This is a genomic window from Allobosea sp. (genome assembly GCF_030694325.1).
GTDB lineage: Bacteria > Pseudomonadota > Alphaproteobacteria > Rhizobiales > Beijerinckiaceae > Allobosea.
On record NZ_JAUXYO010000230.1, the window covers coordinates 1 to 25,011 of the forward strand.

Annotated in this window: 27 protein-coding genes; 10 read left to right on the plus strand and 17 right to left on the minus strand. The window is 69.7% G+C overall.

The window, feature by feature from the left end:
- A partial coding sequence (locus tag Q8M82_RS15180) for a caspase family protein (RefSeq protein WP_305692169.1) occupies positions 1-1,141 on the minus strand: 1,141 nt, incomplete at its 3' end.
- Between the two features lie 484 nt (positions 1,142-1,625).
- Here Q8M82_RS15180 and Q8M82_RS15185 point away from each other — a divergent pair.
- From Q8M82_RS15185 to Q8M82_RS15205, 5 genes are all read left to right on the plus strand, one after another.
- Entirely contained in the window at positions 1,626-2,390 is a 765-nt protein-coding gene (locus Q8M82_RS15185) for an ABC transporter ATP-binding protein (RefSeq protein WP_305692170.1), read from the plus strand.
- Positions 2,380-3,120 (plus strand): ABC transporter ATP-binding protein, encoded by a 741-nt coding sequence (locus Q8M82_RS15190; RefSeq protein ID WP_305692171.1) that lies wholly within the window; start codon positions 2,380-2,382, stop codon positions 3,118-3,120. Before Q8M82_RS15185 ends, Q8M82_RS15190 begins: the two co-directional genes overlap by 11 nt.
- 92 nt (positions 3,121-3,212) lie before the next feature.
- Positions 3,213-4,418, plus strand: coding sequence for an ABC transporter substrate-binding protein (locus Q8M82_RS15195; protein WP_371126374.1), 1,206 nt, complete (start codon positions 3,213-3,215; stop codon positions 4,416-4,418).
- 164 nt (positions 4,419-4,582) lie between these two features.
- Positions 4,583-5,470: a branched-chain amino acid ABC transporter permease gene (locus Q8M82_RS15200; RefSeq protein WP_305692172.1), complete on the plus strand. Its 888-nt coding sequence runs from the start codon at positions 4,583-4,585 to the stop codon at positions 5,468-5,470.
- Positions 5,471-5,501: 31 nt separating this feature from the next.
- Positions 5,502-6,491 carry a branched-chain amino acid ABC transporter permease gene (locus Q8M82_RS15205; RefSeq protein WP_305692173.1) on the plus strand — a complete coding sequence of 330 codons (990 nt, stop codon included), beginning with the start codon at positions 5,502-5,504 and terminating at the stop codon, positions 6,489-6,491.
- A 157-nt stretch (positions 6,492-6,648) separates the two neighbouring features.
- On the opposite strand, the gene Q8M82_RS15210 is transcribed toward Q8M82_RS15205, so the two are convergent.
- From Q8M82_RS15210 to Q8M82_RS15220, 3 genes are all read right to left on the minus strand, one after another.
- The gene (locus Q8M82_RS15210; protein ID WP_305692174.1) at positions 6,649-7,179 is read right to left on the minus strand and encodes an isochorismatase family protein; all 531 of its coding nucleotides are present in this window, start codon (positions 7,177-7,179) and stop codon (positions 6,649-6,651) included.
- A 714-nt stretch (positions 7,180-7,893) separates the two neighbouring features.
- Positions 7,894-8,112 carry a hypothetical protein gene (locus tag Q8M82_RS15215; RefSeq protein ID WP_067991571.1) on the minus strand — a complete coding sequence of 73 codons (219 nt, stop codon included), beginning with the start codon at positions 8,110-8,112 and terminating at the stop codon, positions 7,894-7,896.
- A 4-nt stretch (positions 8,113-8,116) separates the two neighbouring features.
- Positions 8,117-8,386: a DUF1488 family protein gene (locus Q8M82_RS15220; protein WP_305692175.1), complete on the minus strand. Its 270-nt coding sequence runs from the start codon at positions 8,384-8,386 to the stop codon at positions 8,117-8,119.
- Between the two features lie 357 nt (positions 8,387-8,743).
- On the opposite strand from Q8M82_RS15220, the gene Q8M82_RS15225 reads away from it, so the two are divergent.
- Positions 8,744-10,252: an MDR family MFS transporter gene (locus tag Q8M82_RS15225; RefSeq protein WP_305692176.1), complete on the plus strand. Its 1,509-nt coding sequence runs from the start codon at positions 8,744-8,746 to the stop codon at positions 10,250-10,252.
- 99 nt (positions 10,253-10,351) lie between these two features.
- On the plus strand, positions 10,352-10,879 hold the full coding sequence (locus tag Q8M82_RS15230) for a DUF1269 domain-containing protein (RefSeq protein WP_305692177.1): 528 nt from the start codon (positions 10,352-10,354) through the stop codon (positions 10,877-10,879).
- A gap of 142 nt (positions 10,880-11,021) precedes the next feature.
- Here Q8M82_RS15230 and dapD read toward each other — a convergent pair whose 3' ends face one another.
- On the minus strand, positions 11,022-11,867 hold the full coding sequence (gene dapD, locus Q8M82_RS15235) for a 2,3,4,5-tetrahydropyridine-2,6-dicarboxylate N-succinyltransferase (RefSeq protein ID WP_305692178.1): 846 nt from the start codon (positions 11,865-11,867) through the stop codon (positions 11,022-11,024).
- 257 nt (positions 11,868-12,124) lie between these two features.
- On the opposite strand from dapD, the gene Q8M82_RS15240 reads away from it, so the two are divergent.
- Positions 12,125-12,409 (plus strand): hypothetical protein, encoded by a 285-nt coding sequence (locus tag Q8M82_RS15240; protein ID WP_305692179.1) that lies wholly within the window; start codon positions 12,125-12,127, stop codon positions 12,407-12,409.
- Between the two features lie 179 nt (positions 12,410-12,588).
- The gene (locus Q8M82_RS15245; RefSeq protein ID WP_305692180.1) at positions 12,589-12,840 is read left to right on the plus strand and encodes a hypothetical protein; all 252 of its coding nucleotides are present in this window, start codon (positions 12,589-12,591) and stop codon (positions 12,838-12,840) included.
- Here the strand turns inward: Q8M82_RS15245 and Q8M82_RS15250 are convergent.
- The 7 genes from Q8M82_RS15250 to cbiE all read right to left on the minus strand — a co-directional run bounded on the left by Q8M82_RS15250 (position 12,825) and on the right by cbiE (position 19,174).
- Positions 12,825-13,358 carry a MarR family winged helix-turn-helix transcriptional regulator gene (locus Q8M82_RS15250; RefSeq protein WP_305692181.1) on the minus strand — a complete coding sequence of 178 codons (534 nt, stop codon included), beginning with the start codon at positions 13,356-13,358 and terminating at the stop codon, positions 12,825-12,827. The genes Q8M82_RS15245 and Q8M82_RS15250 overlap by 16 nt on opposite strands.
- A gap of 29 nt (positions 13,359-13,387) precedes the next feature.
- On the minus strand, positions 13,388-14,200 hold the full coding sequence (gene cobF / locus Q8M82_RS15255; protein WP_305692182.1) for a precorrin-6A synthase (deacetylating): 813 nt from the start codon (positions 14,198-14,200) through the stop codon (positions 13,388-13,390).
- A gap of 2 nt (positions 14,201-14,202) precedes the next feature.
- Positions 14,203-14,844 carry a 5,6-dimethylbenzimidazole synthase gene (gene bluB, locus Q8M82_RS15260; protein ID WP_305692183.1) on the minus strand — a complete coding sequence of 214 codons (642 nt, stop codon included), beginning with the start codon at positions 14,842-14,844 and terminating at the stop codon, positions 14,203-14,205.
- A gap of 151 nt (positions 14,845-14,995) precedes the next feature.
- Complete coding sequence (locus Q8M82_RS15265; RefSeq protein WP_305692184.1) at positions 14,996-16,315, minus strand: cobyrinate a,c-diamide synthase; 1,320 nt, start codon at positions 16,313-16,315, stop codon at positions 14,996-14,998.
- A 118-nt stretch (positions 16,316-16,433) separates the two neighbouring features.
- Positions 16,434-17,198: a precorrin-4 C(11)-methyltransferase gene (gene cobM / locus Q8M82_RS15270; protein ID WP_305692185.1), complete on the minus strand. Its 765-nt coding sequence runs from the start codon at positions 17,196-17,198 to the stop codon at positions 16,434-16,436.
- 178 nt (positions 17,199-17,376) lie between these two features.
- On the minus strand, positions 17,377-17,766 hold the full coding sequence (locus tag Q8M82_RS15275) for a cobalamin biosynthesis protein (protein ID WP_305692186.1): 390 nt from the start codon (positions 17,764-17,766) through the stop codon (positions 17,377-17,379).
- 154 nt (positions 17,767-17,920) lie between these two features.
- The gene (gene cbiE, locus Q8M82_RS15280; RefSeq protein WP_305692187.1) at positions 17,921-19,174 is read right to left on the minus strand and encodes a precorrin-6y C5,15-methyltransferase (decarboxylating) subunit CbiE; all 1,254 of its coding nucleotides are present in this window, start codon (positions 19,172-19,174) and stop codon (positions 17,921-17,923) included.
- On the opposite strand from cbiE, the gene Q8M82_RS15285 reads away from it, so the two are divergent.
- Complete coding sequence (locus tag Q8M82_RS15285; protein ID WP_305692188.1) at positions 19,173-19,937, plus strand: cobalt-precorrin-6A reductase; 765 nt, start codon at positions 19,173-19,175, stop codon at positions 19,935-19,937. The two genes, cbiE and Q8M82_RS15285, sit on opposite strands and share 2 nt — an antisense overlap.
- Here Q8M82_RS15285 and cobJ read toward each other — a convergent pair.
- From cobJ to Q8M82_RS15310, 5 genes are all read right to left on the minus strand, one after another.
- Positions 19,880-20,704 (minus strand): precorrin-3B C(17)-methyltransferase, encoded by an 825-nt coding sequence (gene cobJ, locus Q8M82_RS15290; protein ID WP_305692189.1) that lies wholly within the window; start codon positions 20,702-20,704, stop codon positions 19,880-19,882. The genes Q8M82_RS15285 and cobJ overlap by 58 nt on opposite strands.
- A 152-nt stretch (positions 20,705-20,856) precedes the next feature.
- Positions 20,857-21,600, minus strand: a complete 744-nt coding sequence (locus Q8M82_RS15295) for a precorrin-2 C(20)-methyltransferase (RefSeq protein WP_371126375.1) — start codon at positions 21,598-21,600, stop codon at positions 20,857-20,859.
- A 4-nt stretch (positions 21,601-21,604) separates the two neighbouring features.
- Positions 21,605-22,237 carry a precorrin-8X methylmutase gene (locus Q8M82_RS15300; protein WP_305692190.1) on the minus strand — a complete coding sequence of 211 codons (633 nt, stop codon included), beginning with the start codon at positions 22,235-22,237 and terminating at the stop codon, positions 21,605-21,607.
- Positions 22,234-23,673 (minus strand): hypothetical protein, encoded by a 1,440-nt coding sequence (locus tag Q8M82_RS15305; protein WP_305692191.1) that lies wholly within the window; start codon positions 23,671-23,673, stop codon positions 22,234-22,236. The genes Q8M82_RS15300 and Q8M82_RS15305 overlap by 4 nt, the downstream gene beginning before the upstream one ends.
- A partial coding sequence (locus tag Q8M82_RS15310) for a cobaltochelatase subunit CobN (RefSeq protein WP_305692192.1) occupies positions 23,670-25,011 on the minus strand: 1,342 nt, incomplete at its 5' end. The genes Q8M82_RS15305 and Q8M82_RS15310, both read right to left, overlap by 4 nt.

A 25,011-nucleotide genomic window follows, 5' to 3' on the forward strand; every position in this document is an offset into this window, starting at 1 on the left:
AGGCCGGGAGCGCGGCGACCGCGGCAGAGGACAGGGCCGCCGCTCCCGCTGCCGCCGGCAGCGCCGCGACCACGGGCGCCGCAGGCTCGAGCCGGGCGAGCCGGTTCTTCGCGAAGGTGGCGAACTGGCCGGTGGGGAAGGCGTCGAGATAGGCCTTGTAGTCGCCCGCCGTGTTGCCGCGCTCGGCGGTTTCCCACATGCGGACGTCCATCTGGGCCCGGTCGAGGCCGACGGGGGCAGGTGCGGCCGGAACCGGAACGGCGCCGTCGATCGCCTTGATCGTTACCGACGGATCGACCGCGGCGAGCTTGAGCGTCGGGTTCAGCTTGAACTCGCCGATGATGGAGGAATTCGTCCAGGGCTTCTGCTTCTTGCCGGTCGATTCCCAGACATCGGCGCGCACCCGGTCCATCACCGTGGTGATCGACACTTCGGGCGTTTCGATATGCTTGAGCAGCGCCGAGGTGAAGGGGCTGTTGCCGTCCTTCTCACCGTCGAGCGCGGTGGCGCGCGGATCGGTGGCAAACGCGATCAGAATGCCGGAGGCCGACTGCGTCTCGATCGCGGTCAGGCCGCGCGTGACGGAGCGCGAGCGGGCGGCGAGCTGTGTCGCGAAGGGGTTGTCGCGGCAGGCATCGAGGATGAGGACGTTGACCCGCTCGTCGCGCTGCATCTGGCGCAGGATGAGCTGGACGTTGACGGCGCGGAAATCGAGGTCGGCCTCGGACTTCAGCGAGGCGTCGACGGGGATGAGATAGTTCTCGTCACCCACCGCGATGCCGTGCCCGGCGTAATAGACGACGCCGGCCTTGGCGCCGTCGAGCTTCTGGGCGAATTCGCGGACGATGCCGGTCATCTCGTCCATGCGCAGGTCGTAACCCTCGACGACCTCGAAGCCGAGGCGCTTCAGCGCGGCCGAGATCGCGGTGGCGTCGCGCTGCGGGTTGGCGAGGCGCGGCACCGCCGTATAGGCGCTGTTGCCGATGACCAGTGCGACGCGCCGCTCGGGCACCGCCTGTGCGGGCAAAGCGAAGAGCAGGAATGCGAGGGCGGCCAGCACGGCCGCGAAGGCGCACCCGACCGAGTCGCGCAGGATGGCGAAGCGGGCGGAGATCGCCGAACCCAGGATCGCGAAGCTCACGGTAACCTCCCTGATCGGTCCGCCACTACCGGGAAGCCCCGCTCGAGCGCCGGCGGCAGCGCAAAGCGGGTGACGGGCCGCCACGCAGCGGCCGCAGGATCGCCAGGAAACAGCCGGAAATATTACTCGAAAAAGCCACCGGCGCAAACCGGGTTTCGGGCCGTCCTGCTGTCTTTGTCGCGCCGGGCGTGATCTCGGTTCAAACCCGCATCGCGGGGTCGGTTAGCGCGCGGGAGCCACCCGATGCATCCTCCATTTGGATGAGTGCGCGAGACGGGCGACCGTTCCGGCCCGGGGCGACCGCCTGACGACGCCGTCCCGCTGCGACGCGGGTCGATCTACGACGAAGGGATGAGCCGTGTTTCACAACGCCGTATTCCCACCCGCGCAGCGTTGACTCATGCGGCGAGCGCGGTGCAGCTTGACTTACAAGGGAGACGGTCGAGAACAAGAAAGACCAAGATGATGACGGCAAGCGTTACGCATGGCTGAGGATATCATTCTCGCCACCACGGGTTTGACCAAGGAGTTCGGCGGGTTCTCCGCCGTTAGCGGCGTGGACCTGAAGGTCAAGCGTGGAACGATCCATGCGTTGATCGGGCCCAACGGAGCCGGCAAAACGACCTGTTTCAATCTGCTCACCAAGTTTCTTGCGCCGACCAGGGGCTCGATCGTCTATAACGGGCGCGACATCACCCGTCAGAAGCCCGCCGAGATCGCGCGGCTGGGCTTGGTGCGCTCCTTCCAGATTTCGGCCGTTTTTCCCCAGCTCAGCGTCAAGACGAATGTGCGGATCGCGCTGCAGCGCAAGCGCGGCGACTCCTTCGATTTCTGGCGCTCGGAAGAGGTGCTGAAGCCGCTCGACGAGGAGGCGCTGCGCCTCGTCGAGGCCGTCGGCCTCTCGGCCTTCGCCGAACTGCCGGCCGTCGAACTCTCCTATGGCCGCAAGCGGGCGCTCGAGATCGCCACCACGCTGGCGCTCGACCCCGAGATGATGCTGCTCGACGAGCCGATGGCCGGCATGGGCCGCGAGGATGTCGAGCGCATCGAGGCGCTGATCCGCAAGGTCTCGAAGAACCGCACCATCCTGATGGTCGAGCACAATCTCTCGGTCGTCGCCTCGCTGTCGGACCGCATCACCGTGCTGGCGCGCGGGCAGGTCCTGGCCGAGGGTGACTATGCCGAGGTCTCGAAGGATCCGCGTGTGGTCGAGGCCTATATCGGTTCGGGAGTCGGCCATGCTCACTGAGGCCGCGAGGACCCCCGTCGCCGCCACCGCGGCGCCGATGCTGAAGGTGCGCGGGCTCGAGGCCTGGTACGGCGAATCCCATGTGCTGCACGGCATCGATTTCGACGTCGCCCAGGGCGAGGTCGTGACGCTGCTCGGCCGCAACGGCGCCGGCAAGACGACGACGCTGAAGTCGATCATGGGCGTCATCGGCAAGCGCAAGGGCTCGGTGACGCTGGACGGCGCCGAGACGATCGGGCTGCCCTCGCGGGCGATCGCGCGGCTCGGCATCGGCTATGTGCCCGAGGAGCGCGGCATCTACGCCTCGCTCAGCGTCGAGGAAAACCTGATGCTGCCGCCCCGCGTGCGGCCCGGCGGGCTCTCGCTCGACGAGATCTTCACGCTCTTCCCCAACATCAAGGAGCGGCTGAAGAGCCAGGGCACCAAGCTCTCGGGCGGCGAGCAGCAGATGCTGGCGATCGGGCGCATCCTGCGCACCGGGGCGCATTTCCTGCTGCTGGACGAGCCGACCGAGGGGCTTGCCCCGGTCATCATCGACCAGATCGGCGCGACCATCCGCAAGCTCAAGCAGCAGGGCTACACCATCATCCTGGTCGAGCAGAATTTCCGCTTCGCCGCGACGGTGGCCGACCGTCACTATGTCGTCGAGCAGGGCAAGGTGATCGACATGATCGAGAACGACCAGCTCGACGCCAATATCGACAAGCTGCACGGCTATCTCGGGGTCTAGGGCCCGCCGACCGGCGGATTCGAAGGCCCCCAAATCCGATCCATATCGGACCTCACGTCGAAAACGACGCCAATCTCAGGGAGAGACAGATCATGAAGCTCAAGACGTTCCTGACCACGACCGCCTTCGCCGCGCTGATGGCGGCCCCGGCGCTGGCCCAGCAGATCAGCATCAAGGCCGGCGTCCTCAACGACCGCTCCGGTCTCTATGCCGACCTCTCGGGCGAAGGCTCGGTCATCGCCGCCCGCATGGCGGTCGAGGATTTCAAGGCGGCCGAAAAGGGCATCAAGGTCGAGATCGTCTCGGCCGACCACCAGAACAAGCCCGACGTCGGCTCGACCATCGCCCGCACATGGTACGACCAGGACGGCGTCGACCTGATCCTCGACGTGCCGACCTCCTCGGTGGCGCTCGCGGTCAACCAGATCACCCGCGAGAAGAACAAGATCCACATCAACTCCGGCGCGGCTTCCTCGGACCTGAGCGGCAAGGCCTGCTCGCCCAACACGGTGCACTGGACCTACGACACCTACGCGCTGGCTCAGGGCACCGGCGGCGCCATGGTCAAGGCCGGCGGCGATTCCTGGTTCTTCATGACCGCCGACTACGCCTTCGGCCATGCACTGGAGCGCGACACCGCCGCGATCGTCACCAAGAACGGCGGCAAGGTGCTGGGCGCGGTCCGCACCCCCTTCCCGGGCACCGACTTCTCCTCCTTCCTGCTGCAGGCCCAGGCCTCCAAGGCCAAGGTGATCGGGCTCGCCAATGCCGGCGGCGACACGATCAATTCGATCAAGCAGGCGGGCGAGTTCGGCATCACCGCCGGCGGCCAGAAGCTGGCCGGGCTGCTCGTCTTCCTCACCGACGTGCATTCGCTCGGGCTGGCCACCGCGCAGGGGCTGGTGCTGACGGAGTCCTTCTACTGGGACACCAACGACCAGACCCGGACCTGGTCGGACCGCTTCGCCAAGGCCAATGGCGGCAAGAAGCCGACCATGGTCCAGGCCGGCGTCTATTCCGGCATGCTGCACTATCTGAAGGCGGTCGAGGCGGCGAAGTCGAAGGACTCCGCGGCGGTGATGGCCAAGATGAAGGAACTGCCGACCGACGATCCGCTGTTCGGCAAGGGCTCGGTGCGCGCCGACGGCCGCAAGATGCACGACATGTATCTGTTCGAGGTCAAGAAGCCCGCCGAGTCGAAGGGCCTGTGGGACTACTACAAGCAGGTCTCGGTGCTGCCGGCCGAGCAGGCCTTCCGCCCGCTCGCCGAGAGCGAGTGCCCGCTCGTCAAGAAGTGAGCGGCTGACGCATCCCTCAGCGTCATCCTGGGGCGACCGAAGGTCGTCCCGGGATCCATCGTAGAGCTCTCCGCCCTAGGATGGATCCCGGATGGCAGCTTCGCTGCATCCAGGATGACGGCGAAAACGCACGACACCTACTGTCCAGATGATCTGAGCCCCGCATGTTCGAACTTCTCGGTGTTCCGCCCCAGGCGCTGTTCGGCCAGGTCCTTCTCGGCCTGATCAACGGCTCGTTCTACGCCATCCTCAGCCTCGGGCTGGCGGTGATCTTCGGGCTGCTCAACATCATCAACTTCACCCATGGCGCCCAGTACATGATGGGCGCCTTCGTCGCCTGGATGTGCCTGACCTATCTCGGCATCAATTACTGGGTGGCCCTCCTGCTGGCTCCGCTGGCGGTCGGCGCGACGGGCATCGTGATCGAGAGGCTGCTGCTCAAGCGCATCGCCCATGTCGACCATCTCTATGGGCTGCTGCTCACCTTCGGCCTTGCCCTGATCATCCAGGGCCTGTTCCGCAATGGATATGGTTCGTCCGGCCTGCCCTACCAGATTCCCGCCGAGCTGCGCGGGGGCGTCAATCTCGGCTTCATGTTCCTGCCCTGGTATCGCGGCTGGGTCGTCGTCGCCTCGCTCGTGGTCTGCCTGTCGACCTGGTTCCTGATCGAGAAGACCAAGCTCGGGGCCTATCTGCGCGCCGCGACCGAGAACCCGACGCTGACCCAGGCCTTCGGCATCAACGTGCCGCTGCTGGTGACGCTGACCTATGGCTTCGGCGTGGCGCTGGCGGGCTTTGCCGGCGTGCTGGCGGCGCCGATCTATTCAGTCAACCCGAATATGGGCGCCGACCTCATCATCGTCGTCTTCGCCGTCGTCGTCATCGGCGGCATGGGCTCGATCCTGGGCGCCATCGTCACCGGCTTCTCGCTCGGGCTGGTCGAGGGGCTGACCAAGGTGTTCTACCCGGAGGCCTCCGCCACCGTGATCTTCATCATCATGGTGCTGGTGCTGCTGGTGCGGCCGGCCGGCCTGTTCGGACGGGCCGCGTGATGGCTGCCCGCCGCGAGACGAGGATTTGACCATGGCCGACATCGCCGCCACCGACGCCCCCGCCGCCGTCCTCCCGGGCGAGGTCGACAAGGGCACGCTGCGCCTGCACCGCGCCATCATGATCGGCATCGCGGTCGCGCTCGTGATCGCGCCCTTCGTGGCCTACCCGGTCTTCGTCATGAAGGTCCTGTGCTTCGCCCTGTTCGCGCTCGCCTTCAACCTGTTGCTCGGCTATGGCGGCCTGCTCTCCTTCGGCCACGCCGCCTATTTCGGCATGGCGAGCTATGTCTGCGCCTACACCGCCAAGAACTGGGGGCTGACACCGGAACTGGCGATCCTTCTGGGCACGGCCGTCTCGGGCGGGCTCGGCCTGGTCTTCGGCGCGCTCGCGATCCGGCGGCAGGGCATTTATTTCGCCATGATCACCCTGGCGCTGGCGCAGATGGTGTTCTTCTTCTCGCTGCAGACGCCGCGCTTCACCGGCGGCGAGGACGGCATCCAGGCGGTGCCGCGCGGCCGGCTGTTCGGCCTGGTCGACCTCGCCGATGATCGCACGCTGTACTGGCTGGTGGCGGCGATCTTCATGGCCGGGCTGCTTGCGATCTACCGCATCATCCACTCGCCCTTCGGCCAGGTCTGCAAGGCGATCCGCGACAACGAGCCGCGCGCGATCTCGCTCGGCTACCGCGCCAACCAGTACAAGCTCGCCGTCTTCGTGCTCTCGGCGAGCCTCGCGGGCCTCGCCGGCTCGACCAAGGCCATCGTCTTCCAGCTGGCCTCGCTCACCGACGTGCACTGGTCGATGTCGGGCGAGGTCGTGCTGATGACGCTGGTCGGGGGCTTAGGCACCGTCTTCGGCCCGATCGCGGGCGCGCTCGTCATCGTCTCGATGCAGAACTACCTCGCCTCGCTCGGCGCCTGGGTCACGGTGGTGCAGGGCGTGATCTTCGTGATCTGCGTGATGACCTTCCGCGAAGGCATCGTCGGCGTGATCTCGAAATGGATCAGGAAGCCGCTTTAGGTTCTTGGCTCTTGCAACAGACGCCGTCATCCCGGGCGAGCGAAGCTCGACCGGGATCCATCATAAAGCGCCGCCGAACCCTATGATGGATCCCGGGCTTCGCGGCTTCGCCGCTCGCCCAGGATGACGATGAGGTTCGGGAGAAAGCGTCCCTTCCCTATTTCACCAGCTTCAACGCCTCGCGGAAGCGGGGATGCTCGGCGTTCCGCAGCCATTCGAAGATCACCATCTCGGTGGTGACGATCTCGGCGCCGTGGCGCACGAGGCGGGCGAGCGCGGCGTCCTTCGACTCCGGGCGCCGCGAGCCGCTGGCGTCCTGCACCACGGCGACGCGGCGGCGATGCGCGAGCAGGGTGAGTGCGGTCTGGCCGAGGCAGACATGCGCCTCGCAGCCGCAGAGCACGATCTGCCCGTCCCCCGCCAGCGCCTCGAGGAACGCCCCTTCCGCACAGGCGTCGAAGCTCATCTTGGTAACCAGCTGGCCTGCGCCGGCCAGTTCCGGCACCGTGCCGCCCAGCCCCGCCGGATTCTGCTCGGTCATCACGATGGGCACGCCGAGCAGGCCAGCCGCGGCGACAAGCCGCTGCGCATTGGCGACGAGGGCCGCGCCCTCATGGATCGCCGGCATCAGCCGGGCCTGGAAATCGATGATGACGAGGGTGGAGTCGCTGGCGTTGAGCAGGGGCATGGGCCTCATCCGGTTGCTCTCATCATAGCCGGCAGCCGACGCACCGAAAGCCCCGGCCGGCTGTTCGCCGCGGGGTTTTCGGGCCGGATCGCTCGATCTCTCTTTGCGGATCCGAGGGGATGCGCGGGACGGTGGTGGCGTCGCAGTCGACGGCTGCGTGCCGATGTCGATGTCGAATGTCGTGTCGAAGCAGCGCCAACAGCCGCCGCCCCGTCCCGCACGCAGGTGTTTGATGCCGACCAGATCGCCTTCTGGTTATCCGGGTCACGGGTCGCGCGGCCTGACTCACCCGCGCGATGGCGATCTGCGCCTCCGCCGTCCTCGGCCCGCAACGGCCTCAGACGACGAAACCCGCAACCCCGCCCGGCCGCACGATGCCTCGCGACAGCCCCCTTGGTCGGGCGGCGCGGAACGAGGATAGGCACGGGTTTGGGGTGCGGGGATAAGGTTTGTCGAAGGAACCCCGACGCGAACCCCTCCCCCTCGTGGGGAGGGGCAGGGGTGGGGGGCGAACGACCGGGCGAGCGGGCGTGGTGTAGATCACGCGGTATCGGCTTCACGGACCGACGCAACGCGCGCACTCCGGCTTTGCGCCCCCCACCCCTACCCCTCCCCACCAGGGGGAGGGGTTCGCGCGCCTCCGCGCATCATGCGGCAGGAGATACTCGGATCGTCGCTGCGCGCCGCCCGAGAATGACGCTGTGCCTTGTCCGCCTAACCTGTCGTCCCGCCCGGAAGCGGGATCTCCTCCTCGATCTCGTGATGGCCCACGGCACGTTCGAGGCCGTCGGGACCCCGCACGCGGTACTGCTCTTCCTTGTTGTCGCGCGGCGGCATCAGCCGCGTGATCTCGAACGGGCCGGGCCGGACCTGATTGTGGAAGCCGGCGGTGAGCTGGACGAGATCGCCGGTCTTGTAGGGCGGGCGTGCCATGAGTTCAGTCCTTCCCGACGATGTCGGCCACGGTGAGGCGGTGATAGCTGCCCTTGCGGCGGCCATAGACCGTCGCCGCCGCGCTCAGGATGGCGTCGCGATGGCTGTCGAAGGTGGCCAGCATCTGCGCCTCGCCCGGCTCGGCACCGAGCCGGCGCAGCGCGTCGATGTCGATCTGGAAGGCGATCTCGAGCGAGGCGTCGGAGCCCCAGAACCTGACGCAGGAGCGGCCGGCATCGAAGCTGCGGACCGGATTGGGAAAGTTCAAAGGCATGTCGACCCCTCACCTATGGCTGCGGCCCGGCACACCGGAGACGCGGCCCGCAGGTCCGGCACCGCGAGAGGGTCGGACGGAGGCTGACGGACACCACTGGGAAGCCCACAGACGGCGCGCGCACGCACCGTTGATTGCAGATGGGCAAGCCCTGTCGCCATTGTAAGGCCGCTGCGAAAATAAGCCTGTCCGCGCGAGCCCCTAAGACGCTCCCGCGCGGATCCGGATCCGGGACGCGAGTTCCATGCCGCAGTGCATGGCCGCCAGACCGGCCCCGCTCGTCCCGCCTCTGGTGCATGGCCGGGCCGGCACCTAGACTTGAGCCCTCCTCGGACGCACGGACAGGCATGGCACTTCATGGATCAACGGGTCGATCCCCCGGCGCATCAGGCGGCAGCCGCGCCAGCGCCGATGCGGCATGAGGACATCCGCAGCATCCTGTTCGGCATCATGCTCGCCATGTTCCTGGCGGCGCTCGACCAGACCATCGTCGCCACCGCCATGCCGACGATCGGGCGCGAGCTCGGCGACGTCACGCATCTGCCCTGGGTCGTGACGGCCTATCTCCTGGCCTCGACTGCGGTGACGCCGCTCTATGGCAAGCTCGCCGACATCCATGGCCGGCGTGTCGTGCTGCTCAGCGGCATCGCCGTGTTCATGGCGGGCTCGCTCGCCTGCGCGCTGGCGCCCTCGCTCTGGCTGCTGGTGCTGGCGCGCTTCGTCCAGGGGCTCGGCGGCGGCGGGCTGATCGCGCTGGCCCAGACCATCGTCGCCGACATGGTCCAGCCCAAGGAGCGCGGGCGCTACCAAGTCTATATCGCCTCCGTCTTCATGGCGTCCTCGCTGCTCGGACCGGTGCTGGGCGGCGTCATCGCAGAACGGCTGCACTGGTCGGTGATCTTCTGGATCAACCTGCCGCTCGGCGCCGCAGCCTATCTGATGACGAGCTCGGCGCTGAAGCGCCTGCCGCGACATGAGCGGCCCCACAGGCTCGACCTGCTCGGCGCCGCGCTGATCACCAGTGCGACGATGACGCTGCTCCTGGCGTTGTCCTGGGGTGGCACGCGCTACCCTTGGACATCAGCGCCGATCGGCGGGCTCGTGGCGCTGTCGCTCCTGCTCTGGCTCGCCTTCGCCTGGCGTCTGCGCAGGGCGCAGGAGCCGCTGATCCCGCTCGACATCCTCGCCAACAAGGTGGTGCGGATGGGCACGATCGCAGCCGGCTTCGGCATGGGCACCTTCATCGGCCTGACGATCTACCTGCCGATCTATTTCGAGAGCGTGATGGGGCTGAGTGCCGCCTCCTCGGGGCTCGGCCTGCTGCCGCTGACGGTGGGCACGGTCATCGGCGCGACGCTGTCGGGCCGGGCGATGACGCGGCTGACGCATTACAAGCGCGTGCCGGTGGTCGGGCTCAGCGTCGCGCTGGTCGGGGTGGCGCTGCTGGCTTGGCAGGCTGGGCGGATGCCGCTCGTACCCTTCTGCGCGCTGCTGGCGCTGATCAGCCTCGGGCTCGGCACGATGCTGCCGGTCGCGACCGTGTCGATCCAGAATGCGGTCCTGCCGCATCAGCTCGGCACCGCGACGGGGGCGGCCAACTTCTTCCGCCAGATCGGCGGGGCGCTGATCGTGGCGATCTTCGGGGCCATCGTGCTCGGCGGCATCGGCGGTGCCGGGCCGGGCCTGTCGCATGAATCCATCCGCCTCGACGGCGTCGATCGCGACACGATGGTGCGGCTGTTCCAATATGTCTTCGGGGCGACCTGCCTCGGCTTCGCCTGCGCGCTCGGCTTCCTGCTGCGGATGGAGGAACTGCCGCTGCGCAGCGGCGCGGCCCAGGCCGCCAAGGCGCCGGCGGTCGATTGATTCAGATCGCGCCGGGCCCTCCGCTTTCCGCTAGCCTCGCGACAGACCCGTCAAGAAGCGTGGTCTAGTCTGCGATCCCACCCGCGGCAGGAGAGCCCCATGTCCGATCTCGTCGTCATCGTCTACCCGACCGAAGCCCGCGCCGAGGAGATGCGCCAGAAGCTCTTCGCGCTGCAGAAGGAGTATCTGATCGAGATCGGCGACGCCGCCATCGCGGTGATGCAGGAGGGCGGCAAGGTGAAGCTGAACCAGCTGCTCAACACCACCGCCCTGGGCGCGGCTTCGGGCTCCTTCTGGGGCCTGCTGATCGGCGCGATCTTCCTGATGCCGCTGGCCGGCGCGGCGCTGGGCGCAGCCTCGGGCGCACTCGGCGGCGCCCTGACCGATTACGGCATCAACGACGCCTTCATGAAGGAACTCGCCGCCAGCCTGCAGCCCGGCAATGCCGCGCTCTTCGTGCTGGTCCAGCGCGTCACCGGCGACAAGGTGCTGGAAGCGATCAAGGGCACCGGCGGCACGGTGCTGAAGACCTCGCTCGACCACACCCGTGAGCAGGCGCTGCGCGACGCGCTGGCGGGGGTGAGCGCGGCGGCGCCGGCGGCGGGGGCTTCGACGCCGGTTGGGTGAAGGGCTGAAAGCTCTCCGCCGTCATCCCGGACAAGCGGCGCAGCCGCGCCGCTCCGGGATCCATCATAGAGGGATGTCCCACCCTATGATGGATCCCGGATCTCCGCTTCGCTCCGTCCGGGATGACGGCGCGGTTGCTTGATCAATCCCGCAGCAGCTCGTTGATGCCGGTCTTCGAGCGCGTCTGGGCATCGACCGTCTTGACGATGACGGCGCAGGAGAGCGAGGGGCCCGGGGTGCCGTCCGGGAAGGGCTTGCCCGGTAGCGAGCCCGGCACCACGACCGAATAGGGCGGCACCTTGCCGATATGGACCTGGCCCGTGGCGCGGTCGACGATCTTGGTCGAGGCCGAGATGAAGACGCCCATCGAGAGCACCGAGCCCTCGCCGACGATGACGCCCTCGACGACCTCGGAGCGGGCGCCGATGAAGCAATTGTCCTCGATGATCGTCGGGTTGGCCTGCAGCGGCTCGAGCACGCCGCCGATGCCGACGCCGCCCGACAAATGCACGTTCTTGCCGATCTGGGCGCAGGAGCCGACGGTGGCCCAGGTGTCGACCATGGTGCCTGAGTCGACATAGGCGCCGATGTTGACGAAGGAGGGCATCAGCACGACGTTGGGCGCCAGGAACGAGCCCTTGCGCGCGGCCGCCGGCGGCACGACGCGGAAGCCCGCGGCACGGAAGCGGTTCTCGCCCCAGCCCTCGAACTTGGAGGGCACCTTGTCCCAGAACACCGCCTCGCCGGGGCCGTTGGCGATGATCATGTTGTCGGTCAGGCGGAAGGAGAGCAGCACCGCCTTCTTCAGCCACTGATGGACGATCCAGTCCGCGCCCTGCTTCTCGGCGACGCGCGCCTGGCCGGCGTCCAGCATCTCGATCGCCTGCTCGACAGCGTCGCGCACCGCGCCCTTGGTGTTGATGCCGATCTCGGCGCGGGCCTCCCAGGCGGCGTTGATGGTGGCGGCGAGGTCGGTCAGGTTCGTCATGGCGTGGCTCTCTCGTCATGGTCGGCCTGTGCCGACCCTCCACGTCTTGCGACGTGGACAAGGTGAAGACGTGGATGCTCGGGACGAGCCCGAGCATGACGGGCCGAGCGATGGCGGATGAGCGCCTTGACGTCAAGGCGCGCGGCCTCTCGTCCACCCGCATGGGGCCTGTACCGCCGGCCGACACGGTTGCGGGAACGCGGCGGCGCCGACCGTGTTAGGATGGGCAACGACGCCGCGAACCGGCCGGAGGCTTTATGAAGCACCTCGCTCTTTCCCTGCTGCTCCTGCTCGCAGCTGCGCCCGCGCTGGCCCAGTCGCGGCCCTCGACGTCCGACCGCAGCTGCGCCGCCAACCGCCAGAGCGTCGCGGCGAGCGGCGCGATCGTGCTCGGCACCGGCGGCTTCACCTATGACCGCTTCGTGCGCGACCGCCGCTTCTGCGAACATGGCGACTATCTCGAACCCGCCTTCGTGTGGAGCCGCGACAATCCGCAATGCTTCATCGGCTATCGCTGCAAGGTCGATTTGCCCTGGGATTGAGGGTGGCTGAGGCCGCATCCGGCAGGTTGGCGGGGCTCTCTCCCGCCCTGCGGCGCCGAGGCTGGTCGGCCGCGGACTCGACTCGCGTTGCCTGAACCTTTCGCAATCTCGACGCAATTGCGGCCTTTGTTCGCACAGGCCAGCCAGGCTCAGGTCTTGTCGACCGGAGGATACCGGACATGAAGCTCGCCCCCCTCGCTGCCCTTGCCCTGGCGCTGACCGCCGGCGGCTGCATGACGCTGGAAGAGCGCCGCGCGCTCGATATGGAGCAGTGTCGCGGCTACGGTTTCCGGCAGGGCACGGATGCCTTCGCGCAATGCATGCAGACGATCGATGTCGAGCGGGCGGCGGCGCGGCGCACCTATGTCTACCAGGATTTCGGCGGCTTCTACGGCGGCTATGGCTTCGGCTACGGCTATCGCCGCTGGTGAGGCTCAGCCGGCCCTTCGTCTGACGGCGGTGCGAAATCGCGCAGGGCTGGCAGCCGCGCCTGCATCCGGCGCAGGAAATCGAGGAGTTGCGCGCGCTCCTGGGGGCTGAAGCCCTCCAGCATCAATTGTTCGCGCGCGGTGGCGAGCGCGATCAGCCGGTCGTGCAAGGCGTAGCCGCTGGGCGTGAGTTCGAGGAGCTGGCGGCGGGCGTCGCGGTCATCGGGCCGCTCGGCGACATGGCCGGCCGCGACCAGCGTCGCGGCGCTGCGGCTGACCGCGCCCTTGTCGAGGCCGATCACCTCGCAGATGCGCTGCGCCGGGATGCCGGGCTCGATCGCGAGCTGCGACATCACCCGCCATTCGGTGACGCCGACGCCGAAGCGCTCGAGATAGAGCCGCGAGGAGCTGCGCGACCAGGTGTTGGAGATCGCGGTCAGGAAATAGGGGACATAGCCGCCGAGATCGAGGACGTCCCGTTCGATGTCCTCTCCGGCCCTGTCGCGTCTGGTCGAAGGCATGGTTCGTCCCGCAATCCGTGGCGCGCATCTCACATGGCGGCGCGGGGCGGGGCAAGCTCGGGAGGGGACGTCGCGGTGCTGGAGCCATCCCGATGGAGGCGCCGCAGCAGATAGATGTCCATGATCCAGCCATGGCGGGCGCGGGCCGCGGCCCGACCCTGCGCGATCTCGCCGGACACCTCGGCGAGCGGGCCGGCGATCAGGATCTCGTCTGGCGTGCCCAGATAGGCGCCCCAGAAGATTTCCAGCCCCTCGGGCGCGATCTTCGCGAAGGCCTGTTCGCCGTCGAGCATCACGACGACGCCGTCGGGCGCCAGCGGCAGGCCCTCCGCCAGCTTGCGGCCGGTGGTGATCAGCACGGGCTCGCCGATCCGGTTGAGCGGAATGCGGTGGCGGGCGGCGAGGGCCTGGACGCTGCTGATGCCGGGGATCACCTGCCAGTCCAGCGCCAGACCGGCGTCGCGGACGCGCTCGACGATGCGCAGCGTGCTGTCATAGAGCGCGGGATCGCCCCAGACGAGCAGCGCGCCGGTCTGTCCCTCCGCCAGCTCCTGCCGGAACAGCGCCGCGTAGGAGGCCGCGATGCGGGCGTGCCAATCGTCGACGACGCCGCGATAATCGTCCCCGGCCTCGGCCCGGCGAGGCGTTTCCATCGTCACGCTGCGCCAGGGCTTTTCGATGAAGCGCGCGCAGATCGCCTCGCGCAGATGGCGCAGCGCCGCCTTCTCCTGCCCCTTGTCGGGCAGGAAGATCACATCGGCGCGGTTCAGCGCCGCGATCGCCTGGACGGTCATCTGGTCCGGGTCGCCGGCGCCGATCCCGATGATCAATAATCTGCGCATCGTCACCTCGTTTGCGGGCGCGCGGGCAGCCGTCCAGGCTCCCATCCCGCCCTGACCAACTCGGGCACCTCGCTCTGCGCTTCCGGCCAGCCGACGCAGAGCCAGGCGATGAGCTTCCACTCGGGCGGCGCACCCAGCGCCTCCCGCACCACCTCCGGCTCGAGGATCGAGACCCAGCCGACGCCGACGCCCTGAACCCGCGCCGCTAGCCAGAACTGCGCGATCGCGGCGACGACCGAGTAATCCAGCATCTCCGGCATCGTCTTGCGGCCGAGCCCGTGCCCCTGCGCCGTGCCATGGTCGCAGAACACCGCGATCTGCTCGGGCGCCTCGCGCATCCCTTCGAGCTTCAGCGTCGCATAGAGCCGCGCCCGCTCGCCCTCGAAATCCGCCAGCGCATCGGCGTTGCAGCGCTGGAAGCTCTTTTGGGCGGCCTCGCGCTCGGCGGGGTCGCTGACACGAACCCAGCGCCAAGGCTGCGAATGGCCCACCGAAGGCGACAGCTCCGCCTGCGCCAGCAGCCGCTCGACCAGACCCTCCGGCAGGGCGTCGCGGCGGAAGCGCCGGACATCGCGCCGCCAGGCCAGAAGCTCGGCGAATTGTGCCGCGAAGGCCTCGTCGAAGCGGGGAGGGGATGTGGCCATCCCCCTCAGCCCTCATCCTGAGGAGCGCTGCGCAGCAGCGCGTCTCGAAGGATGCTCCAGCTTGCGCGGGAACCTCCAGGACCATCCTTCGAGACGCCGCTGCGCGGCTCCTCAGGATGAGGGCTGAGGGAGGACGGGCGGATGGCCATGCTCACCCCGCCACCGCAATCGCATGGAAGAACGAGCCCGTGACAGGGCCGCGCCGGCTGCCGGCGGGGGCGGGCGCCGAGCCATGCGGGTCGGTCACCAGCGCCAGCGGCGGGTCCTCGCCCTGGGTGACGATGGTCGCATAGTGGAACTCATGGCCGGTCAGCGCGTCGCCGGCTGCGCCCAGCGGCGCATCGGCCTCGAGGATGGCGCGGCGATAGCCGAGAGTCATCTTCCGCTTGGCAAAGGAAGTCTCGACCGAGAGCAGACCGGCCATGGCGTGGGAGACTCCGTCCGTGTCGATGAGCGTCCGCCCCAGCACCATGTAGCCGCCGCACTCGCCATGCACCGGCCGGGTCTGCGCGAAGGCGCGCAGGCCGCCGAGAAAGCGCGTCGCTCCGGCAAGGGTGCCCGCATGAAGCTCCGGATAGCCCCCCGGCAGCCAGCAGGCATCGCAATCCTTAGGCGGCGGCTCGTCGGCCAGCGGCGAGAACGGCACCAGCACGGCGCCCTCCGCCCGCCAGCCCGCCTCGACATGCGGATAGACGAAGCTGAAGGCGGCGTCGCGCGCGATCGCGATGCGCCGGCCGGGCGCTGGCAGGCGCGGGATCGTCGCCGAAGCAGCCGGCAAACGAGTCGCCTGGGCGGCCGCCCTGACGGCGTCGAGATCGACCGCAGCCGTCACCGCATCGGCGAGCGCCTCGAGCCGCGCGTCGAGATCGGCGGTCTCGCCGGCCTGCACCAGCCCGAGATGGCGCTCGGGCAGGATCAGGCTGGCCTCGCGCGGCAGCGCGCCGAGCACCGGCAGGCCGATCTTGTCCATCCCTTGCGCCACCAGCCGGCGGTGGCGCTCGCTCGCGACCTTGTTGAGGATCACGCCCGCGATGGTGATGCGCGGGTCGTAATGCATGCAGCCCAGCGCGACGGCGGCGGCCGATTGCGCCTGGCCGGAGACGTCGATCACCAGCACGATCGGCCAGCCCAGCAGAGCCGCGATGTCGGCGCTCGCACCCGTATGCCCCTCCGGCCCCGGCACGGCGTCGAACAGCCCCATCGAGCCTTCGGCGATGACGAGGTCGGCGCCAACAGCCGCATCGCCTGCGATGGCGCGCAGCAGCGCGTCGGGCATGGCGAAGGAATCGAGATTGGCGCTGGGAGCGCCGGTCGCCGCGGCATGGAAGGCCGGGTCGATATAATCCGGCCCGCATTTCAGCCCGCGCACCACCAGCCCGCGCCGCGTCAGCGCGCGCTGCAAACCGAGCGTGATCGTGGTCTTGCCAGAGCCGGAGCGCGGCGCGGCGATGATCAGGCCGGGCGCGGTCATGGGCGGGCTCCTCCGTCATTGCGAGGAGCGACAGCGACAAAGCAATCCAGGGGGAGGTCGATCGAGCCGGCCTGGATTGCTTCGCTGCGCTCGCAATGACGGGGGTGGGCGGTCATTCTCATGTCCCGCCTCCCGGCCGGAAGCGGCGGTCATAGCCGGTGGAATAGAGCGCGCTCTCGCCGAAATCCTCGGCCGCCAGCGCCGGGCCGACCAGGATCAGCGCGGTGCGCTCCAGCCCCGACTCGCGCACCTGCGCCGCGATCGTGGAAAGCGTCCCGCGCAGCACGCACTCATCCGGCCAGGAGGCGCGGAAGACGATCGCGACCGGACAGCCCTCGCCGTAAAGGGGTGCCAGCTCCGCCACCACCTGCTCGATGACATGGATCGAGAGATGGATCGCCAGCGTCGCGCCCGAGGCGGCGAAGGTCACGAGCCGCTCCCGCTCCGGCATGGCGGAAGCCCGGCCCGAGGTCCGCGTCAGCACCAGCGACTGCGCCAGTCCCGGCAGGGTCAGCTCCCGCTTCAGCGTCGCGGCGGCGGCCGCAAAAGCCGGCACGCCCGGCGTCACGCTGTAGGGGATGCCGAGCGCGTCGAGCCGGCGCATCTGCTCACCCGTCGCGCTCCAGATCGAAAGGTCGCCCGAATGAAGCCGCGCCACGTCCTGCCCGGCGGCATGGGCGGCTTGCATCTCGGCGACGATGGCGTCTAGATCGAGCGGGGCGGTGTCAATGAGGCGCGTGCCCGGCGGGCACCAGTCGAGCATCGCCTTGGGGATCAGCGATCCCGCATAGAGGCAGACCGGGCAGGAGGCGATCAGGTCGCGCCCGCGCAGGGTGATCAGGTCGGGCGCGCCGGGGCCGGCGCCGATGAAATGGATGGTCATGACGGAGCCCGCGCGCTGTGCCGCAACACTGTCTTTCCGGGGCAGGCCGCAGGCCTGAACCCGGAAGCCACGACCGGGTGAGAGATGTGATGACGCAACGCTGAAGGGCCGAGCCCGGTCGTGGGTTCCGGGTTCTTCGCTTCGCGATGCCCTGGAAAGACGATGGGGCTCGGGTGCATCACGATACACTCCGCGCCAGCGCGCAGGTGACGCGGGCGGTGGCGATGCGCGGCTGCACCAGGGTCCCGCCCGGCCCGGCGGCCGCGAGCGCAGCCGCTTCCGCCACCGAGCCGACGCCATAGAGCGAGGCGATGCGGGTCGAGCGCGTCGCGCAACTGGCCTCGAAGCCCTTCAGCGCCTCGTCGGGCACGCCGACCAGTTCGGCCGCGCGGTTGGCTGCGGCGGCCGCGAGCCCGGGCTCGCCGATCCGGCTCGCCAGCGTCGCCAGCCGCGGCGTCGCCTCGCCCGTCAGCCCGGCGAGCGCGAGCGCCTCGTCGAGGCAGGCGAGGATGTCGGCCTCAGGGGTTCCGGCGCGCAGGCCCAGCCCGACGACGAGACGGCCGGTCATGGTCTTGCCTTCCCCTGGCAACCCAACACGACGTCATCCCGGGCGACCGAAGGGAGACCCGGGATCCATGCCGGAAATGCTCCGGAATGGATCCTGGGTCTGCGCTTTGCTCCGCCCGGGACGACGGCGCGGACTTGGGGACGGGGCAAGGACCTCACGGCTTCTCGACCCGCCACTGCGTCACCGGCATCGCCGGGCGCCAGCCATGCTTGCCGCCGACGGGGACGAGCCGGTCGATCGCGATGCGCCGCAGCGAGCCGCCAAGCAGCCCATGCAGCGCCGCGAGCCGAGCCTCGCCCTCCAGCGTGACGACATTGGCGACGAGGCGCCCGCCGGGCTTCAGCGCCGCCCAGGCGCCCTCGAACAGCCCCTCGACCGTCAGCCCCCCGCCGATGAAGACCGCATCGGGCGCGGGCTGGCCGGCAAAGCCCGCCGGCGCCTCGCCGGTGACCTTCACCGACAGCCCGCCGAGTTCGAGGCTGTTGCGGGTGATCCGCTCGACCCGCTCCGTCTTGGACTCGAAGGCGATGGCCGCATTGCGCGGGTGGCGCTGGCACCACTCGATGCCGACCGAGCCCGAGCCGGCGCCGACATCCCACAGCAGCTCGCCCGCCCGCGGGGCGAGCGCGGAGATCGTAATGGCGCGGACCTCGGATTTGGTGATCTGCCCGTCATGGGCGAACCACTCCTCGTCCAGCCCCGGCGCGAGCGGCAGCACGCGCGCATCCCGGCCCGCATCGACGGCCACCGCGATCATGTTGAGCGGCACGATGTCGTCGAAGGCGAACGCGTCGGCGCGGGTCTCGCGGATGCGCTCCTGCGGCCCCCCGAGCGATTCCAGCACGGTGACGCGGCTCGCCCCCATGCCGCGCGCGGTCAGCAGCTCCGCCACCGCCCGCGGCGTCGTCTCGTCCCAGGACAGAGCGAGGATGCGCGCCTGCGGCTGGAGGTGCGGCACGATCCGAAACAGCGTGCGGCCATGCAGCGAGACCAGCGCGCACTCCTCCTGCGGCCAGCGCAGCCGCGTGCAGGCCATCGAGAAGGACGAGGATTGCGGGATGATCCGCATCTCCTGCGCCGGGATGGCCCGGCTCAGGCTGTTGCCGATGCCGTAATGGAACGGGTCGCTGGTCGCGAGCACGCAGACCCTGCGGCCGCGCTCCGCCAGGATCTGCGGCAGCGCATTGCGGAAGGGCTGCGGCCAGGGTCGCAATTCGCCGGGCACGGAACCGACCAGCGCAATATGGCGCTCGCCGCCGAAGACGATCTCGGCCTCCGCCAGCGCCGCCTTCGCCTGCGCGCAAAGCCCGGCCGGGCCGTCCTCGCCAAGCCCGATCAGGGACAGCCAGGGCGCGGGCGCGGCCTCGCCGCTCGACAGGCTCTCGGTTTCAAGCGTAACTGGGGACATGACCGTGCTCATCCTCGGTGGAACCGGCGAAGCGGCGGCGCTCGACCAGCATCTGGCCGAGCAGGCGCCCGAAATCCGCGCCATCATCTCGCTGGCGGGCCACACCGTCGACCCCCGGCCCGTTAATCTCCCCGTCCGCGTCGGCGGCTTCGGTGGCGTCGAGGGTCTCAGGCAGTATCTGCGCGACGAGGGTATCATCGCCGTCATCGACGCGACGCATCCTTTCGCGGCGATCATGCCCTTCAACGCCGAGCATGCCTGCAAGGCGGAAGGCGTGCCGCTGCTCGCCATCCGCCGCGCGCCCTGGCACCCGGAAGCGGGCGACGACTGGCGCGACGTGCCCGACATGGAAGCCGCCACCGCCGCGCTGGGCGATGCGCCGCGCCGCGTCTTCCTGACGATCGGCCGACTCGACCTTCCGGTCTTCGCGGAGGCGCCGCAGCATCGTTATCTCGTGCGCGCCATCGAGCCGATCGGCGATCGCCTGCCCGTGCCCCATGTCGAGGTCATCCAGCAGCGTGGCCCCTTCCGCGCCGAGGACGAGGAGGCGCTGCTGCGCGAGAAGCGCATCGAGCTGCTCGTCAGCAAGAACTCCGGCGGCGACGCCACGGCCGGCAAGCTCATCGCCGCGCGCCGGCTCGGCCTGCCGGTGATCATGGTCGCCCGCCCGCCCAAGCCGGATGTCGAGAGCGTCGCCCATGTCGATCAGGTCCTGCCCTGGCTGGTGGCGCAGGGGCTCTTCGTCACCGAACGCGGCGTATAGACCCAAGGCGCATCGTCGCCGGGCCGCGCGATCAGCCGCGTGCTCGACGCGCCGATCATCACCAGCGTCGCCATGTCGGCGGTCGCGGCGGCTTCGATCGCTTCCGCCAGTGTCAGGATGCGCAGCGCCTCGTCGGGGCGCCCGACGGCGCGCGCGAAGATCACCGGCGTCTGCGGCTCGCGATGACCGGCGGCCAGTTCCAGCGCCGCGCGCAGCTGCCAGGGCCGTGCCTTCGAGATCGGATTGTAGAGGCAGGTCACCAGATCGGCGGCCAGCACGGCGTCGAGCCGTGCGGTCACCACCTCCCAGGGCTTGAGGTTGTCGGAGAGCGAGATCGCGCAGAAATCCCCGCCGAGCGGTGCGCCGGCCTTGGCCGCCGCCGCCAGCATCGCCGTGACGCCGGGCTCGATCGCGATCGGCAGGGCAAGCCAGGCGGGGTCGCCCGCCTCCAGCGCCTCGAACACGGCCGCCGCCATGGCGAAGACCCCGGGGTCGCCGCCGGAGACGACCGCGACATTCTTCCCCGCCGCCGCCAGCTGCAGCGCGTGCCGCGCCCGGTCGATCTCGACGCGGTTGTCGGAGGCGTGCTTCGTCTGGCCGTCGCGTGTGGGGATGCGGTCGAGATAGGGCCCGTAGCCGATTAGGTCGCCGGCGGCGTCGATCGCGGCCTGCGCGGCGGGCGTCAGCCATTGCGCCGGGCCGGGGCCGAGGCCGACGATGGTGAGGGAGCCGGTGCGGGCCTCCGTCTTTTCCTCCCCTGTCTCCATCTCCTCGCCGTCATCCCGGGCGGAGCGAAGCGAAGACCCGGGATCCATACCGGAACCTTCTCCGGACGCGCTCCGGAATGGATCCCGGATCGGCGCGGCTTCGCCGCTTGTCCGGGATGACGGGAGAGGTTCGGCAAAAGGCGAAGACCCGCTCACAGCCGCCGCCCCTCGCCAGGGACCAGCACCATCGAGAAATACGGTGCCTCCGCATCGTCGCGCTCGCTGAGGCGGATGATCGCCTGTCCCGCCATCGTCGCCTGCTCGACATAGATCGCCCGCCCGATCAGGCCGGTGGCCTCCAGCGCGCGGCGGACCTTGGGCAGGTTGCGGCCGAGCTTCATGATCACGGCCGCGTCGGTATCGCCGAGGCGTCGGACCAGCTCGGCCTCGGGCAGCGTGCCGGGCAGCACGGTCAGGATATCGTCGCCCCAGGTGATCGGCGCGTTGGCGCGCGTCCAGGCGCCGGCCATGCCGGTGACGCCGGGCACCACCTCGGTCGGGAAGCGATGCGAAAGCCGCCGCCACAGATGCATGAAGGAGCCGTAGAAGAACGGATCGCCGTCGCAGAGCACGGCGACGCTGCGCCCGGCCTCCATCTCGGCGGCGAGCAGGGCGGCGGATTCGTCGTAGAACCGCGTGATCGGGCCGCTGTAGCCCTCGTCCTCGACCGGCACCTCGATCGTGACCGGAAAGGCGAGTTCGATCTCGCGGACGGCATCTTGCCCGACCACGGCATCGGCGGTGATGCGGGCATGGCCACGCCGGCCGCGCTTGCAGAAATGCACCAGCCGGTCGGCGCCCAGGATGATGTCGCGGGCGCGCAGGGTCATGTAGTCGGGGTCGCCGGGGCCGAGCCCGACGCCGAACAGCAGAGTTTTGGCCGGTTGGAGGCTCACCGGCTCACTCCTTCTCTTGCGCCAGCGCGTTGACGGCCGCCGCCGCCATCGCCGAGCCGCCGCGCCGCCCATGCACGACGACGAACGGCACGCGCCCGTCCTGCGCCAGCGCCTGCTTCGATTCCGCCGCGCCGACGAAGCCGACGGGAGTGCCGATCACCGCAGCCGGCTTCGGCGCGCCGGCATCGAGCATCTCCAAGAGCCGGAACAGCGAGGTCGGCGCATTGCCGATGACGACGAGCGCGCCCGCCAGATGCGGCCGCCACAACTCCATCGCGGCGGCCGAGCGCGTCGTGCCCATCTCGGCTGCCAGCGGCGCAGTGCGCGGATCGTCGAGCGTGCAGATCACCGGGTTGCGCGCCGGCAGCCGCGACGGCGTCACGCCATTCGCCACCATCTTGGCGTCGCAGAGGATCGGCGCGCCCGCCTTCAGCGCGGCCTCGCCCGCTCCAGCGAAGTCGGGGGACATTTCCACATCGTCAGGCAGATCGGTCATGCCGCAGGCATGGATCATCCGCACCACGACATGGGCGGCGCGGCCGGCAAAGCGCGAGAGATCGGCCTCGGCCCGGATGATCGCGAAGGAGCGCTCATAGATCGCCCCGCCATCGCGGATGTAATCGTAACCCGTCGTCACTTGGTCGGTCCTGAAAGCCGGCCCGCCGCGATCAGGCGGGCATGAAGGTCCTGTCCGGGCTGCAATCGCGTCAGTAGGGCGGAAAGGTCAAGGGTGGCGACGGCGCTGTCCCGCGCGCTGCCACCGATGACGACACGGTAGCGCCCGCCCTCGCCGACCAGCGTGAGGTCGGAGGCTGCGGGCCGCGCGCAGGATTTGACGCAGCCCGAGACATGCAGGGTCAGCCCCGCGGCGAGGTCAGGCGCCAGCACCTGGGCGAGCCGCGCCGCATCCGCCATTGCCGGAGCCTGCGCCCGGCTGCAGGCGGGCGCGCCAGCGCAGGCCTGCACCGACAGGCGCGGATCGTCGTCGCGCGTGATCAGGCCATCCGTCGCCGCCCTCTCAAGCAGGGTCGTTGCATCGCCCTCGGACAGCCCGCGAAAGGCAAGGCCGCGCCAGGGCGAGAGGCGGATCTCCGGGCAGCCCAGCCTCTCGGCCGCCTGTGCGAGACGATCGAGCATGGCGGCCTCCGCGCGTCCGAAGGGCAGCCCGACCAGCGCGGCATGGCTGTCGCCGAGCGCAAACAGCCCGGCCCGCCGCGGCTCGGGGCGCGCGACCGGGGCCTCTGCCACGGGGAGGTCGCAGAGCGCCGCCAGTTCGTCGGCTGCGAGGTCGCCCATGCGGCGGATGCAGTCGGGCGCTCGCGCCCGTCGCACGGCGAAGCGGGCCATGGCTTGCGCGACGACGGCTGCGGCCTCGCTTGCGGGGAGAGGGCCGAACCAGAGGCTGTCCGCCAGCGCGATCACCACCCGCGCCGGGGCAATCGCGACGATTCGGAGATCGCCAGCAAAAGCGTCGAGCGACGATTCACCGCCGCCATCGACGACGATGGCGAACTTCGCGGGCAGGCCGGCGATCTCGCGCCCGCACGCCTCGATGGCGGCGGCGAGGGCGAGAGCGTCGATCAGGTCGCCTAGGCCGTCATTCCGGGGCAGGCCGCAGGCCTGAGCCCGGAACCCATGAACACCGTCTTGGATGCAAGAGGCGCCCGACGGGCCTGCACGTCCTGAGGCTCCGTCGTATTCATGGATTCCGGGCTCTTCGCTCCGCGAAGCCCCGGAATGACAGCCGAGCTGCGCCAGTGGCGAAACCAGCGTCAGCCTTTGAGGCCCGTCGCCCTCATGCTCGTCGACCAGCCGCTCCGCCAGCAGCGTCGCGACCAGCTCCGGATGGCTGTCTGCCGTCACCCCGCGCAATTGCATGTTGCCGCGCGCCGAGATCTCGATCAGCCCGTTGCCGTGCCGGGCGGCCAGCGCCGCGATGCGCCGCAGCTGCGCGGGCGTCAGGCAGGCGCCGGGCGGATGCAGCCGCACCAGCCAGCCATCGCCGGTCTCCATGGGCTTCAACGTGCTCGGGCACCAGCCGCGCCGGAGCGTATCGCGAGAGGGCGCGCTCATTCCGCCGCCTTCCGGTGAAAGCGGCTTGCAGTCTCAGGCGCGGGGAATCCCTCCCCCTTGTGGGGAGGGGCAGGGGTAGGGGGCGAACGACCGGGCAAGCGCTCACCAGGCGGCACGCCCCCCATCCCCAACCCTTCCCCACGAGCGGGAAGGGAGGAGCCCATCTCGGCCGGCGTCTCGACGTGAGCCGCCTGCGCCAGGAACGCTCCCACCGAATTGCGGCGGCTGGTCCACAGGCCGCGCCGCGCCGCCTCAGCCAGCCGCGACCGGATCGCCTCGGCGGCCGGGGCATTGGCGGCCTCGATCGCGGTCCAGACCGCGGCATCGGCGCACCAGGCCTGGAACACCGCGTCGAACAACCCGTCCGCGACGGCGTCCGTGCCGGCGGCGAAGACGAAGAGCGTGTCCACCGCTTCCGCCAGCTCCGCCGCGCCACGCCAGCCATGGGCGAGATGGGCGGCGATCCAGCGCGGATGAGTCAGCCGGCCATGGACGATGCGGGCGATATCCTCCGCCACCGTGCGCGCCCTCGGCGCCTCGGGGTTTGAGGAATCGAGGCTGTAGAGCGCCGGCGCGGCACCGAGCGACTGCGCCGCCGCAGCCAACCCGCCGATGACATCGGCGGCGCTGGAGGCTTCGAGGATATCGCGCCCGGCCGTGTCGCTGACATGCACGAAGGCGTCGGCCATGCGGATGCGGGCGGAGAAGCTGTCATCGGCATACCCCGCGCCCTCCGGCCCGCCATAGGCGTGGCTGGAGGCGGCGAGATAGGCTGCGCCCAGTTCGTCGCGGCTCGCCCAGTCGCCGTCGAGCGCCCGGTCGGCCACGGCCGCGCCATAACGGCCGGGCGCGGCCCCGAAAACCCGCGCGCCGGCTTCGCCACGACGGCGCGCGGCGGCGGGCTCGTTCAAGTCGTCAGGCTCGTCGAGCATCGAGACCGCGCGCGCCGCGGCATCGAGCAACGCGACTTGGCTGGGGAAGGTGTCGCGGAACGCGCCCGAGATGCGCAAGGTGACGTCAACGCGGGGATGCTCGAGCTTCGGCAGCGGCGTGATCGCGAAGCCCGTGACGCGCGTCGAGGCATCGTCCCAGAGCGGGGCTGCACCCATCAGCGCCAGCGCATGGGCGATGTCCTCGCCGCCCGAGCGCAGCGTCGGCGAGGCCCAGAGATCCATCACGATCCGGCGCGGCGGCTCGCCCTCATCCTGGAGATGGCGCGCGATCACGGCCTGTGCCGCCAGCGCACCGAGCCGCGCTGCGGCGCGCGTCGGAATCGCGCGCGGGTCCAGCGTCGAGAGATTGCGCCCTGTCGGCAGCACGTCCGGCCGGCCCCGACGC

Excerpts from the sequence above, each read along its gene's own strand:
- cbiE (WP_305692187.1), bottom strand. The coding sequence starts at position 19,174 with ATGTCCCCAGTTACGCTTGAAACCGAGAGCCTGTCGAGCGGCGAGGCC.
- dapD (WP_305692178.1), bottom strand. The coding sequence starts at position 11,867 with ATGACGAACCTGACCGACCTCGCCGCCACCATCAACGCCGCCTGGGAG.
- Q8M82_RS15185 (WP_305692170.1), top strand. The coding sequence starts at position 1,626 with ATGGCTGAGGATATCATTCTCGCCACCACGGGTTTGACCAAGGAGTTC.
- Q8M82_RS15210 (WP_305692174.1), bottom strand. The coding sequence starts at position 7,179 with ATGCCCCTGCTCAACGCCAGCGACTCCACCCTCGTCATCATCGATTTC.
- Q8M82_RS15220 (WP_305692175.1), bottom strand. The coding sequence starts at position 8,386 with ATGCCTTTGAACTTTCCCAATCCGGTCCGCAGCTTCGATGCCGGCCGC.
- Q8M82_RS15265 (WP_305692184.1), bottom strand. The coding sequence starts at position 16,315 with ATGACCGCGCCCGGCCTGATCATCGCCGCGCCGCGCTCCGGCTCTGGC.
- bluB (WP_305692183.1), bottom strand. The coding sequence starts at position 14,844 with ATGGCCACATCCCCTCCCCGCTTCGACGAGGCCTTCGCGGCACAATTC.
- Q8M82_RS15240 (WP_305692179.1), top strand. The coding sequence starts at position 12,125 with ATGAAGCACCTCGCTCTTTCCCTGCTGCTCCTGCTCGCAGCTGCGCCC.
- Q8M82_RS15200 (WP_305692172.1), top strand. The coding sequence starts at position 4,583 with ATGTTCGAACTTCTCGGTGTTCCGCCCCAGGCGCTGTTCGGCCAGGTC.
- cobF (WP_305692182.1), bottom strand. The coding sequence starts at position 14,200 with ATGCGCAGATTATTGATCATCGGGATCGGCGCCGGCGACCCGGACCAG.
- Q8M82_RS15230 (WP_305692177.1), top strand. The coding sequence starts at position 10,352 with ATGTCCGATCTCGTCGTCATCGTCTACCCGACCGAAGCCCGCGCCGAG.
- Q8M82_RS15250 (WP_305692181.1), bottom strand. The coding sequence starts at position 13,358 with ATGCCTTCGACCAGACGCGACAGGGCCGGAGAGGACATCGAACGGGAC.
- Q8M82_RS15215 (WP_067991571.1), bottom strand. The coding sequence starts at position 8,112 with ATGGCACGCCCGCCCTACAAGACCGGCGATCTCGTCCAGCTCACCGCC.
- Q8M82_RS15225 (WP_305692176.1), top strand. The coding sequence starts at position 8,744 with ATGGATCAACGGGTCGATCCCCCGGCGCATCAGGCGGCAGCCGCGCCA.
- Q8M82_RS15245 (WP_305692180.1), top strand. The coding sequence starts at position 12,589 with ATGAAGCTCGCCCCCCTCGCTGCCCTTGCCCTGGCGCTGACCGCCGGC.
- Q8M82_RS15195 (WP_371126374.1), top strand. The coding sequence starts at position 3,213 with ATGAAGCTCAAGACGTTCCTGACCACGACCGCCTTCGCCGCGCTGATG.
- Q8M82_RS15305 (WP_305692191.1), bottom strand. The coding sequence starts at position 23,673 with ATGAGCGCGCCCTCTCGCGATACGCTCCGGCGCGGCTGGTGCCCGAGC.
- cobJ (WP_305692189.1), bottom strand. The coding sequence starts at position 20,704 with ATGGAGACAGGGGAGGAAAAGACGGAGGCCCGCACCGGCTCCCTCACC.
- Q8M82_RS15285 (WP_305692188.1), top strand. The coding sequence starts at position 19,173 with ATGACCGTGCTCATCCTCGGTGGAACCGGCGAAGCGGCGGCGCTCGAC.
- Q8M82_RS15190 (WP_305692171.1), top strand. The coding sequence starts at position 2,380 with ATGCTCACTGAGGCCGCGAGGACCCCCGTCGCCGCCACCGCGGCGCCG.
- cobM (WP_305692185.1), bottom strand. The coding sequence starts at position 17,198 with ATGACCATCCATTTCATCGGCGCCGGCCCCGGCGCGCCCGACCTGATC.
- Q8M82_RS15205 (WP_305692173.1), top strand. The coding sequence starts at position 5,502 with ATGGCCGACATCGCCGCCACCGACGCCCCCGCCGCCGTCCTCCCGGGC.
- Q8M82_RS15275 (WP_305692186.1), bottom strand. The coding sequence starts at position 17,766 with ATGACCGGCCGTCTCGTCGTCGGGCTGGGCCTGCGCGCCGGAACCCCT.